Below are 11,184 nucleotides of genomic sequence, written 5' to 3' on the forward strand. Positions count from 1 at the left end.
CCTCAGTCAGGTACCTAGGTTGAGGGACTCACGTGGCAGAGGCGGAGCGCGTCATCGGTACGCCGGACACCCCAGAGGCGGAATCCGAGCCGGAGCAGTCGTCCGGCCCGGGCGGCCAGGAGAGCACCGAGGCGCGGCCCAGGGGCAAGCGCCGGATCGCCGTGCTCTTCGCCGTCGCCACGTTCGCGTACGCACTCGACCTGGTCAGCAAGATGATCGTGGTCGCCAAGCTGGAGCATCACGCGCCGATCGAGATCATCGGCGACTGGCTGCGGTTCGAGGCCATTCGCAACGCGGGCGCGGCCTTCGGCTTCGGCGAGGCCTTCACGATCATCTTCACGGTGATCGCGACGGCCGTGATCGTGGTGATCGCCCGGCTCGCCCGCAAGCTCCACAGCCTGCCCTGGGCGATCGCCCTCGGGCTGCTGCTCGGCGGTGCGCTGGGCAACCTCACCGACCGGATCTTCCGCGCGCCGGGCGTCTTCGAGGGCGCGGTCGTGGACTTCATCGCGCCGAAGCACTTCGCGGTCTTCAACCTGGCCGACTCGGCGATCGTCTGCGGCGGCATCCTGATCGTGCTGCTCTCCTTCAAGGGGCTGGACCCGGACGGGACCGTCCACAAGGACTGACCGCCCGGCGGTTGTCCACAGGCCCGTACGGCGGTACGGGAGTCGTCCGGCATACTCGACGGGTGAGCACGATTCCCGAGATCCGTACCCTGCCCGTGCCGGACGGCCTGGAGGGCGAGCGCGTCGACGCCGCCATCTCCCGCATGTTCGGCTTCTCCCGTACGAAGGCCGCCGAGCTGGCCGCGGCGGGGAAGGTCACGGTCGACGGCTCGGTGGTCGGCAAATCCGAGCGGGTGATCGGCGGGGCCTGGATGGAGGTCGAGATGCCGCAGGCCCCGGCGCCCGTGCAGATCGTCGCCGAGCCGGTCGAGGGCATGGAGATCGTGCACGACGACGACGACGTGGTCGTGATCGTCAAGCCGGTCGGCGTGGCCGCGCACCCGTCGCCCGGCTGGAGCGGGCCGACCGTCATCGGCGGGCTCGCCGCGGCCGGCTACCGCATCTCCACGTCGGGCGCCGCCGAGCGCCAGGGCATCGTGCACCGCCTCGACGTCGGCACCTCGGGGCTGATGGTGGTCGCCAAGTCGGAGCGGGCGTACACGTCGCTGAAGCGCCAGTTCAAGGAGCGCACGGTCGACAAGCGTTACCACACGCTCGTCCAGGGCCACCCGGACCCCACCAGCGGCACGATCGACGCGCCCATCGGCCGGCACCCCCAGCACGACTACAAGTGGGCGGTCACGGCCGAGGGCAAGCCGTCCGTCACGCACTACGACCTGATCGAGGCCTTCCGCGCGGCCTCCCTGCTGGACGTGAAGCTGGAGACGGGCCGTACGCACCAGATCCGTGTGCACATGGCCGCGCACCGCCACCCCTGCGTGGGAGACCTCACGTACGGCGCCGACCCGACGCTCGCCAAGCGCCTGCACCTCACCCGGCAGTGGCTGCACGCCGTACGGCTGGGCTTCGAGCACCCCGGGGACGGGCAGTGGGCGGAGTTCGCCAGCGACTATCCCGAGGACCTGAGCAAGGCGCTGGAGCGGGTCCGCGAGGAGACCTACGGATGAGCGGCCCGCGCGGGTACACGGTGCGGGTCGCCGAGGACCCGGCCGACCGCGAGGCGTGCTTCGCGGTGCGCAAGGAGGTCTTCGTCGGCGAGCAGGGCGTGCCCGAGGACCTGGAGTACGACGAGTTCGACGCTGTCGCCGTCCATGTGCTCGCGGTCCGGGACGACGACGGGCTGCCGCTCGGCGCCGGGCGGCTGCTGTACGGAGAGGCTGCCGCGAGCAGGACCGGCGGCGATCTGTCGGTGGGCTCGCTCGGGCGGCTCGCGGTGACGCGCGAGGCGCGCGGGCTGGGGCTCGGGGTCGCGTTGGTGCGGGCCGTCGAGGAGGCGGCACGCGCGCGTGGGCTCGCGGCCGTCGATCTGCACGCGCAGACGCAGGCGCTGGGTTTCTACGAACGGCTGGGGTACACGGCCTACGGGCCGGAGGACCTGGAGGCGGGCATTCCGCACCGGTCCATGCGGCGTTCGCTGTAGCCGACGGTGAGCGTGCGACGCTGGGGGTCCGGATGTTCTTGATCGTCTAGACCCGGAGCTGACCGTGGACCAGTTGGCCCTGTTGTTCGTCCTCTTGCTCGGGGCCGTGGTGAGTGTCCCGGTCGGCGACCGGTTCGGACTGCCCGCGCCGGTGCTCATGACCCTGCTGGGGATAGTCCTCGCGGTGCTCGACTTCGTGCCCAACGTGGAGGTCCCGCCGGAGCTGATCCTGCCTCTGCTGCTGCCTCCGTTGCTGTACGCGGCGGTGCGGCGGACCTCCTGGCGGCAGTTCGCGGCGAACGTGCGGCCGATCTTCCTGCTGGCCGTGGCGCTGGTGTTCGTCACGATGGTGTGCGTGGCCGCCGTGGCCCACGCCATCGTGCCCGGCCTGCCGATCGCGGCGGCCGTCGCGCTGGGCGCGCTGGTCGCGCCGCCCGACCCGGTGGCCGCCACCGCCGTGGCCGGGCAGCTCGGTCTGCCCCGCCGGCTGGTGTCCATCCTGGAGGGCGAGGGCCTGTTCAACGACGTGACGGCCATCGTGCTCTACCACGTCGCGATCGCCGCGGCCGTGAGCGGGTCGTTCTCGCCGTGGAAGGCCGCTCTCGACCTGGTGCTGTCCGCGGTGGTCGCGGTCGCGGTGGGTGTGGCGCTCGGCTGGGGCACGAACCGGCTGCTGGACGTCCTCGGGGACACGACGCTCCAGATCGGCCTGACGCTCCTGGTGCCGTACGCCTCGTACGTGCTGGCGGAGGAGTTCCACGGGTCCGGGGTGCTGGCCGTGCTGACCACCGCGCTGTTCCTCGCCGAGTACGCCACCGACCCCGACGACGTGCTGACCCGGCTGGCCGGCCACACCTTCTGGGACATCATCGACACGCTGGTGACCGGAGTCGCGTTCGGGCTGATCGGCCTGGAGCTGCACAACGCCATCCGCACGGCGTCCGGGAGGTGGGGCGAGATGCTGGGGTGGGCCGCGGTGATCGTGGCCGTGGTCGTCGTCGTACGGCTGCTGTGGCTGCTGCCGGCGACCTGGCTGACCCAGCGGCTGCACGCCAGGAAGGACCACCTCGAGGACATCCCGACCAACTGGCGGGAGACCCTCGTCATGTGGTGGTCCGGGATGCGCGGGGTGGCCTCGGTGGCGCTGGCGCTGGCCGTGCCGCTGAAGACCGAGGACGGGGGGCCGTTCCCCGACCGTGACGAGATCATCTTCATCGCGTTCGGTGTGATCATGGCGACGCTGGTCCTTCAGGGACTGACCCTGCCCTGGCTGGTGAAGCGGCTCGGCGTGCAGTCGGACACCGACCGCGAGAAGGCGTTCGAGAAGGAGCTGGCCGTGCGGGCCGCGAAGGCGGCCAAGCAGCGGCTGAAGGAGATCGAGACCGAGGAGGACCTGCCGGAGGAGCTGTCCGAGCAGATGCTGCGGCGGGCCTTCGACATCGGCCTGCGCATCAGCCCGGAGGTCGGGGAGGACGAACGGCGGGAGGGGCACGACCAGCGGGTGCGCAGGCTGAAGCGGGTCCGGCGGATCCAGGGGGAGATGCTGAGCGCGGCACGGCACGAGGTGGTCGCGGCGCGCAGCGAGCCGGGCGCCGACCCGGGGATCGTGGACCGGGTGCTGCGGCATCTGGACGTGCGCAGCCTGCGGTGAGGCGGGCGGACCCGCCGTCCGGCCCGCCCCGTCGGGCGCCCCCGACGAGGGCCCGGGCCGCACGGGCCCCATGGCTCCTCACCCCGGGGAACCCGGCAGCCGAAGGTGACGTGCCCGGCGCCCGGGGAGACCGGCCGGCGCAGCGAAGCAGGTCGTCCGGGCCGCGTGGGCACGCAGGGGGAAGGGGCGGGTCAGCGGACCGTGCGTGGTGCCTCGTGGGCGCGGTGGGCCGTGCCCTCCGGCGAGGCGGACTGGCCGGGCAGACGGCCCGGGGGCAGCGCCGCGTCGGTCGTGCTGACCTTCGGGAGCGCGTAGGGGTGCTCCTTGGACAGCCAGCGGATCATCTCCTCGCGGACCCTGACCCGCACCGTCCAGATGTCGTCGGCGTCCTTCGCCGTGACCAGGGCCCGCACCTGCATCGTGTTGGGTGTGGTGTCGGTCACGTCGAGCCCGTAGGCGCGGCCGTCCCAGGCCGGGCACTCGCGCAGGACGTCACGGAGCTTCTCGCGCATGAGTTCCACGGGCGCGGTGTGGTCGACGTGCCAGTAGACGATCCCGGTCATCTGCGGGGTGCCGCGCGACCAGTTCTCGAAGGGCTTCGAGGTGAAGTACGAGACCGGCATCGTGATCCGCCGCTCGTCCCAGGTCCGTACGGTCAGGAAGGTCAGGGTGATCTCCTCGACCGTGCCCCACTCGCCGTCCACCACGACCGTGTCGCCGATGCGCACCATGTCGCCGAAGGCGATCTGGAGGCCGGCGAACATGTTGCTGAGCGTCGACTGGGCGGCCACACCGGCGACGATGCCGAGGATCCCGGCCGAGGCCAGCAGGGAGGCGCCCGCCGCGCGCATGGGCGGGAACGTCAGCAGCATCGAGGCGGCCGCCACCACTCCGACGACGGCCGACACCACCCGCATGATCAGCGTGACCTGGGTCCGCACCCGCCGGACCCGGGCCGGATCGTGGTGCATGCGCGCGTAGCGCGAGTACGACGTCTCGACGATCGCCGCCGCGATCCTGATGACCAGCCAGGCCGTGGAGCCGATGAGCACCAGGGTGAGGGCCTGGCCGATTCCGGTCCGGCGGTCCTGGAGCAACTGCGCGGCGTCGTAGGACCCTCTCAGCATCGCCACGCCGAGCACCAGCTGATAGGGGATGCGGCCACGGCGCAGCAGACCCCACAGCGGGGTCTCGGGGTGCCGTCGGTCGGCCTTGCACAGCAGGCGGTCGGTGGCCCAGCCGATGAGGACTGTCAGCACCACCGAGCCGCCGACCACGATCACGGGGCGGAGCAGGTTCTCCATGCCTTCGAACGTAACCGGGTCTCAGGGGCCTTGAACCTGTGGTTTTTGTGAGGAGGCGCACGCGCGGCGCTGTCGGCGCGGGCTGGCACCATGGGCTCATGAACATCATGCTCTTTCACTCGACCTACGGTCTGCGGCCCGCGGTGCGCGCCGCGGCGGACCGGCTGCGTGCCGCCGGGCACGAGGTCCGGACGCCGGACCTCTTCGGGGGGCGCACGTTCGACACGGTCGAGGAGGGCATGGCGTACAACGAGGAGATCGGCAAGGACGAGCTGCTGAAGAGGGCGGTCCTGGCGGCCGCGCCCTACTCCGAGCGCGGGCTGGTGTACGCCGGGTTCTCGCTCGGCGCGTCGGTCGCGCAGACCCTCGCCCTCGGCGACGCGAAGGCGCGTGGTCTGCTCCTCCTGCACGGCACCTCGGACCTGGCGCCGAACGTCTCGGTGGACGGCCTCCCGGTGCAGCTGCATGTCGCGGAGCCGGATCCGTTCGAGACGGACGACTGGCTGAGCGCCTGGTACCTCCAGATGGGCAGAGCGGGCGCCGATGTGGAGGTCTACCGGTACGCGGGTGCCGGGCACCTGTACACCGACCCCGAGCTGCCCGACTACGACGAGGAGGCGGCCGAGGCCACCTGGCGGGTGGCGGCCGGCTTCCTCGAGACGCTGTAGCGGTCGCCGCACCGGGGGGCCGGGGCGCGACGGAGGGGGCCCGGGCCGTCCGCCGACGACCCGGGCCCCCTCTGTTCACCTCCGGCCGACCACGACCGCCGGCCTGGCCGGTGCGTCGCGGACCTGGCGGTGCCTCGCGGAACCTAGCCCGGGAAGCACTCCTTGGGCGGGTGCACCTGTGACGGGAAGTGCCCCGACCACACCCACGAGGTGGGCAGGGAGTTGTAGATCCTGAACCACCGTGCACCGGACGGCGTCTTGGTGGTCGAGCACTGGATCCGCAGGGTGGTGCCCCTCGGCTCCGTGCGGTACCTCGTCGACGACGACGTGGGCTCGGCGTATATGGGAGAGCTCTCGGCCGTCGTCAGGTTGACGTATGCCGGTGCCGCAGCCGCTGTGACCTCCGCCGCTTCGGCGGAGGTGGCGGTGAGTCCGGCGAGGGCAAGGGCGGCGCCGAGCACGGCGGTCTTCGTCAGGACACTCTGGGGGGTGGCCATGTGACTCCAATCGTGACGGAACTGACGGGCCGTCAGTGTGACGATCCGACAACGCTGGCGACGCTATCAAGATCCTCTCCGGCTCACCCGGAATTGTTTTCTACACCGGGTCGTAGGTGCGCTCGACCTTCTGTGTGCCGCTGAGCGTGCGGTACGAACGGGACCAGGCCGAGGTCGCCTTCGGATTCGCGCGGTCCGACAGAACGTAGTAGTCCATCTGCGCGCGCTCGGCGGTGATGTCCAGGACGCCGTAGCCGTGGCGGTCGGTGTCGACGAAGTGGACGTGCCGGTTCGCGGCCCGGATGATCGGGGAGGCGATCGCGGTGAGCGTGCCCTCGGGGACCTTCACGATGTCGTCGAGGTTGTCGGAGGTCACCGAGGTGACCACGAACTCCGTCGCCGCCGAGGCCGACAGCGGGTACGTCCCGGCGTCCACCGGCACGTCGTTGGCCCACGCCATGTGGATGTCACCGGTCAGGAAGACGGTGTTGCGGATGGCGTTCGAGCGCAGATGGGCGAGGAGCTCGCGGCGGTCGTCGGTGTAGCCGTCCCACTGGTCGGTGTTGAGGCCGAGGCCCTCCTGCGGCAGACCGAGCAGCTTGGCGAGCGGCTTGAGCAGGTCGGCGGAGAGCGAGCCGATCGCGAACGGCGAGATCATCACCGAGTTGCCGACCAGCCGCCAGGCCGTGTCGGACGCCTTCAGTCCGGACTTCAGCCAGTCGAGCTGGGCGCGGCCGGTGATCGTGCGCTCCGGGTCGTCCACGGCGCCCTTGCCGACGGCGACCTGCTGCGAGCGGAAGGACCGCAGGTCCAGCAGGGACAGATCGGCGAGTTTCCCGAAGCGCAGCCTGCGGTAGGTGGTGCCGGCGATGGCCGGACGGACCGGCATCCACTCGAAGTAGGCCTGCTTGGCGGCCGCCTGACGGGCCGGCCAGGCGCCCTCGGTTCCCTCGGTGTGGTTCTCGGCGCCGCCCGACCAGGTGTCGTTGGCGAACTCGTGGTCGTCCCAGATCGCGACGACCGGCGCCTTCGCGTGCAGGGCCTGGAGGTCGGGGTCGGTCTTGTACTTGCCGTGCCGGATCCGGTAGTCGGCGAGGGTGAGGATCTCGTGGGTGGGCGCCGTCTGCCGTACGACGGTCCCGCGCGTCCCGTACTCGCCGGTGCCGTACTCGTAGATGTAGTCGCCGAGGTGCAGCCAGGCGTCCAGGTCGCCGCGGGCCGCGAGGTGACGGTACGAGGAGAAGTAGCCGGCCTCCCAGTTCGCACAGGAGACCACGCCGAAGCGCAGGCCGGTCACGGTGGCGTCCGCCGCCGGCGCGGTGCGGGTACGCGCCGCCGGGGAGTCCGTGCCGCCGGCCGAGAAGCGGAAGTAGTAGTCGGTGGCGGGCGCCAGGCCGCGGACGTCGGCCTTGACCGTGTGGTCGGTCGCGGCGGTCGCGGTGACGGAGCCCTTGGCGACGATGTTCGTCAGGCCCCTGTCCGTGGCGACGACCCAGCCCACCTCGGTGTCCGGGCCGAGCCCGGAGCCGGGTATCGCCTCGGGGCCGGGCGTCACCCGGGTCCACAGCAGGACACCGTCGGGCAGCGGGTCGCCCGAGGCGACACCGTGCAGGAAGGCCGGAGTGTCCGCGGCGGCGCGGGCCGGGAGGGCGGCGGCGAGCGGGCCGGCCAGGACGGCGGTCGCCGCCGCGGCCTTGACGACCGTACGGCGGCGGGGTGAAAGGGAGTTGGGGCCCTGAGGCGCCTCGGATGATCTGTATCGACTGGTCACGACCGATCAGGTTACTGATCGGTACATGGCGAGAGCGGGCGAACTCGGAAAGTTCGCCCGCTCTTCACCCGGAGGCCCCGACTCCGCGCCGGTGTCAGCCCTTGAGGGCCTCGCCCACGACCTTCTCGAAGTCGGCCACCGTCAGCAGCGGGTTGCCGCCGTTGAGCTGCTTGCCGTCCATGACGAAGCCCGGCGTGCCGTTCACGCCTTCCTTGTTGTCGTCGAACGTCTTCGACATGGCCATCGCCCAGGCGTCGTAGGTGCCCTTCTTGACCGCGTCCTGGAACTTCGTGTTGCCCTTCAGCGCGGTGACGGTGTCCGCCACCTTGATGAGGTACGCGTCGTCCTTGAACTTGTCGGTCGTCTCGTCCGGGTGCCACTTCGCCGAGTACAGCGCGGTCTTGTACTCGAGGAACGCCTCAGGGCTGACGTTCAGAGCGGCGCCCAGAGCGCTCAGCGCGTTCTTGGAGCCCTCGCCGTTGTCCTTGTTGTCGATGAACGTGGCGCCGACGTACTGGAACTTGTACTTGCCGGCGTCGATGTCCTTCTTCACCGTCGGGCCGACGGTCTGCTCGAACTGGGCGCACACCGGGCAGCGCGGGTCCTCGTAGATCTTGAGGGTCTTCTTCGCGGTGCTCTTGCCGATGACGACGGTCGTGCCCTCGGAACCCGTCGTGTTGGCGGGAGCGACGACCTTGGCGTCCTTCGCCGCGTCCCAGTAGCTGGGCTTGTTCGCCTGGACGACGGCGTAACCTATGCCGCCGGCCAGGGCCAGCACGCCGACGACCGAGCAGGCGACGATGATCTGCCGCCTGACCTTGGCGCGCTTGGCCTCGCGCTCGCGCTCGATGCGCAGCCGCTCCCGGGCCGCCGTCTTCGATGCCGCGCTGTTCCGCTTGCTCATGGTGTTCTCCTGATGGACGCGCACTCGTCGTACGCGGAAGTTCGTGTGGGGACCGAGGGACTGAGACGGTGCTCAGCTGCCCGGTCTGGGCAGACGTCCCGGTCTGGGCAGAGGTGCCGGCCCGTACGGACGCGCCGGTGCGTTCAGACCGCGGCGGGCGAGCACGGCGGTCCACGCCGTCCCACGGAGTGCACGAGGAACCGCTCACGGACGGTGGCCGTACGGCGCGTGGGCCGCGGCAGGCGGCGGGCCGCCGGGGCGCGTCGCACCGTCACGGCGGCGACGGCCAGCAGCAGCGGCCGGAAGGTGGTCGCGGTGGCCGCGCGCAGCAGCTGGGCCAGCGCCCGCTCGCCCCGGCGCAGCCAGGCGGCCGCGATCAGCCCGACGCCGACGTGCGCGGCGAGCAGCAGCCACGCCGTGGCCGGGTCGGCATGGGCGAGGAGCCCGCCGAGCCTGTCGGTGTCGGTGCCGGTGACCTGGGCCAGCGGGGTGCCGACTGCGGTGCCGTCACCGCACAGCACGTCCCAGCCGACCGAGGCGAGCGGGCCGGCGACCGGGCCGCCCGCACGGCCGTAGCAGACGTGCTGGCCGGTGGTGAAGACGGTGTCGGCCGCCAGCTCCAGCGGAATCAGCAGGGCGGCGATCCGCCCGAACCCGCACTCGCGGCCGGCCAGCGCGTACGCGAGGGCGAACACGGCGGCCGTGACGGCGGCCACCGTGTTGAGCGGCAGCGGGGCCCGGGACAGCAGCACGTGCGACGCGGTGCTGAGCGTCACGACGCATGCCGTGAACAGCGCCGCGCGTACGGCTCTGAGGCGGGTCCCGGATATGTCCATAGCGGAGGAGAGTGTGTCACGTGCTCCCGTAGGAGACCCCTAAAGGGTCCCTGTGAGAAGGCTGACCGTCACAGACCCGGAATCCGGCCGTTGCGGAACAGGTCGACGAAAACCTGGTGGTCGGCACGCGCGCGTGCGCCGTAACTGTGGGCGAAGTCGACCAGGAGAGGCGCGAAGCCCTCCTCGTCGGCCGCGATCGCCGCGTCGATGGCCCGCTCGGTGGAGAAGGGGACCAGGGACTCGCCCGAGGTGTCGTCCGCCGCCGCGTGCATGGTCGCCGTGGCCCGGCCCAGGTCGGCGACGACGCCCGCGATCTCCTCCGGGTCGTCGATGTCACCCCAGTCCAGGTCGACGGCGTACGGCGAGACCTCGGCGACCAGCTGGCCGGCCCCGCCGAGCTCGGTCCAGCCCAGCCACGGGTCCGCGTGCTGCTGGAGGGCGCGCTGGGAGATCACCGTGCGGTGGCCCTCGTGCTGGAAGTAGTCGCGGATCGACGGATCGGTGATGTGCCGCGAGACGGCCGGCGTCTGGGCCTGCTTGATGTAGATCACGACGTCGTTCTCCAGGGCGTCGCTGTGGCCCTCCAGCAGGATGTTGTACGAGGGCAGACCGGCCGAGCCGATGCCGATCCCGCGACGGCCGACGACGTCCTTCACGCGGTAGGAGTCAGGGCGGGCCAGCGAGGTCTCCGGCAGCGTCTCCAGATAGCCGTCGAAGGCCGCCAGGACCTTGTAGCGGGTGGCCGCGTCCAGCTCGATGGAGCCGCCCCCCGGCGCGAAGCGGCGCTCGAAGTCCCGGATCTCCGTCATCGAGTCCAGCAGCCCGAAGCGGGTCAGCGAGCGGGCGTCGCGCAGCGCGTCCAGGAGCGGGCCCTGCGCGGTGTCCAGCGTGAACGGCGGCACCTCGTCGCTCTTGGCGCCGGTGGCCAGCGCGTGGATGCGCTCGCGGTACGCGTCCGCGTACACCTCCACCAGCTCGCTGATCTGGGCGTCGCCGAGCGCCTTCGCGTACCCGATGAGGGCGACGGAGGCGGAGAAGCGCTTCAGGTCCCAGGTGAAGGGGCCGACGTACGCCTCGTCGAAGTCGTTGACGTTGAAGATCAGCCGGCCCGTGGCGTCCATGTACGTGCCGAAGTTCTCCGCGTGCAGGTCGCCGTGGATCCACACGCGCGAGGTGCGCTCGTCGAGGAACGGGCCGCCCCGCTTCTCGGCGTCGAGATCGTGGTAGAAGAGGCCCGCGGTGCCCCGGTAGAACGCGAACGCGGAGGCCGCCATCTTGCGGAACTTCACCCGGAACGCGGCCGGGTCGGCGGCCAGGAGCTCGCCGAACGCGGTGTCGAAGACGGCGAGGATCTCCTCGCCGCGGTGCTCGTCGTTGAGCTGCGGAACCGACATCGCTGGGTGCCTCCTGGTGCATGACATGTACGACAGCGTCTCTGTCGTCT

General features: G+C 71.2%; 11 protein-coding genes. 5 read left to right on the forward strand and 6 right to left on the reverse strand.

Going from position 1 to position 11,184, the window contains the following annotated elements:
• Positions 1 to 32: 32 nt before the first annotated feature.
• The 4 genes from lspA to OHS71_RS30120 all read left to right on the forward strand — a co-directional run bounded on the left by lspA (position 33) and on the right by OHS71_RS30120 (position 3,760).
• The gene (lspA, locus tag OHS71_RS30105; protein WP_328482465.1) at positions 33 to 629 is read left to right on the forward strand and encodes a signal peptidase II; all 597 of its coding nucleotides are present in this window, start codon (positions 33 to 35) and stop codon (positions 627 to 629) included.
• A 62-nt stretch (positions 630 to 691) separates the two neighbouring features.
• Entirely contained in the window at positions 692 to 1,636 is a 945-nt protein-coding gene (locus tag OHS71_RS30110) for an RluA family pseudouridine synthase (protein WP_328482466.1), read from the forward strand.
• A complete protein-coding gene (locus OHS71_RS30115; protein ID WP_328482467.1) occupies positions 1,633 to 2,109 on the forward strand; it encodes a GNAT family N-acetyltransferase in 477 nt (158 codons plus the stop codon). Before OHS71_RS30110 ends, OHS71_RS30115 begins: the two co-directional genes overlap by 4 nt.
• A 64-nt stretch (positions 2,110 to 2,173) precedes the next feature.
• Entirely contained in the window at positions 2,174 to 3,760 is a 1,587-nt protein-coding gene (locus OHS71_RS30120) for a Na+/H+ antiporter (RefSeq protein ID WP_328482468.1), read from the forward strand.
• Between the two features lie 191 nt (positions 3,761 to 3,951).
• Here the strand turns inward: OHS71_RS30120 and OHS71_RS30125 are convergent, their stop codons facing one another.
• Positions 3,952 to 5,064, reverse strand: a complete 1,113-nt coding sequence (locus tag OHS71_RS30125) for a mechanosensitive ion channel family protein (protein WP_328482469.1) — start codon at positions 5,062 to 5,064, stop codon at positions 3,952 to 3,954.
• Between the two features lie 98 nt (positions 5,065 to 5,162).
• Here OHS71_RS30125 and OHS71_RS30130 point away from each other — a divergent pair, with 98 nt between their 5' ends.
• Entirely contained in the window at positions 5,163 to 5,732 is a 570-nt protein-coding gene (locus tag OHS71_RS30130; RefSeq protein ID WP_328482470.1) for a dienelactone hydrolase family protein, read from the forward strand.
• A gap of 143 nt (positions 5,733 to 5,875) precedes the next feature.
• Here the strand turns inward: OHS71_RS30130 and OHS71_RS30135 are convergent, their stop codons facing one another.
• The 5 genes from OHS71_RS30135 to OHS71_RS30155 all read right to left on the reverse strand — a co-directional run bounded on the left by OHS71_RS30135 (position 5,876) and on the right by OHS71_RS30155 (position 11,134).
• A complete protein-coding gene (locus tag OHS71_RS30135; RefSeq protein WP_328482471.1) occupies positions 5,876 to 6,229 on the reverse strand; it encodes a hypothetical protein in 354 nt (117 codons plus the stop codon).
• Positions 6,230 to 6,329: 100 nt separating this feature from the next.
• Entirely contained in the window at positions 6,330 to 8,000 is a 1,671-nt protein-coding gene (locus OHS71_RS30140) for an alkaline phosphatase D family protein (RefSeq protein ID WP_328482472.1), read from the reverse strand.
• 94 nt (positions 8,001 to 8,094) lie between these two features.
• A complete protein-coding gene (locus OHS71_RS30145; protein ID WP_328482473.1) occupies positions 8,095 to 8,904 on the reverse strand; it encodes a thioredoxin domain-containing protein in 810 nt (269 codons plus the stop codon).
• A gap of 143 nt (positions 8,905 to 9,047) precedes the next feature.
• Positions 9,048 to 9,740, reverse strand: a complete 693-nt coding sequence (locus OHS71_RS30150; RefSeq protein ID WP_328482474.1) for a hypothetical protein — start codon at positions 9,738 to 9,740, stop codon at positions 9,048 to 9,050.
• A gap of 68 nt (positions 9,741 to 9,808) precedes the next feature.
• Positions 9,809 to 11,134: a DUF2252 domain-containing protein gene (locus tag OHS71_RS30155; RefSeq protein ID WP_328482475.1), complete on the reverse strand. Its 1,326-nt coding sequence runs from the start codon at positions 11,132 to 11,134 to the stop codon at positions 9,809 to 9,811.
• Between the last annotated feature and the right edge of the window lie 50 nt (positions 11,135 to 11,184).

This window comes from Streptomyces sp. NBC_00377 (assembly GCF_036075115.1).
In the GTDB taxonomy this organism is placed as follows: Bacteria; Actinomycetota; Actinomycetes; order Streptomycetales; family Streptomycetaceae; genus Streptomyces.

Coding starts and splice junctions, on each gene's coding strand:
- OHS71_RS30115 (WP_328482467.1), top strand. CDS start 1,633: ATGAGCGGCCCGCGCGGGTACACGGTGCGGGTCGCCGAGGACCCGGCC.
- OHS71_RS30125 (WP_328482469.1), bottom strand. CDS start 5,064: ATGGAGAACCTGCTCCGCCCCGTGATCGTGGTCGGCGGCTCGGTGGTG.
- OHS71_RS30130 (WP_328482470.1), top strand. CDS start 5,163: ATGAACATCATGCTCTTTCACTCGACCTACGGTCTGCGGCCCGCGGTG.
- OHS71_RS30135 (WP_328482471.1), bottom strand. CDS start 6,229: ATGGCCACCCCCCAGAGTGTCCTGACGAAGACCGCCGTGCTCGGCGCC.
- OHS71_RS30145 (WP_328482473.1), bottom strand. CDS start 8,904: ATGAGCAAGCGGAACAGCGCGGCATCGAAGACGGCGGCCCGGGAGCGG.
- OHS71_RS30150 (WP_328482474.1), bottom strand. CDS start 9,740: ATGGACATATCCGGGACCCGCCTCAGAGCCGTACGCGCGGCGCTGTTC.
- OHS71_RS30155 (WP_328482475.1), bottom strand. CDS start 11,134: ATGTCGGTTCCGCAGCTCAACGACGAGCACCGCGGCGAGGAGATCCTC.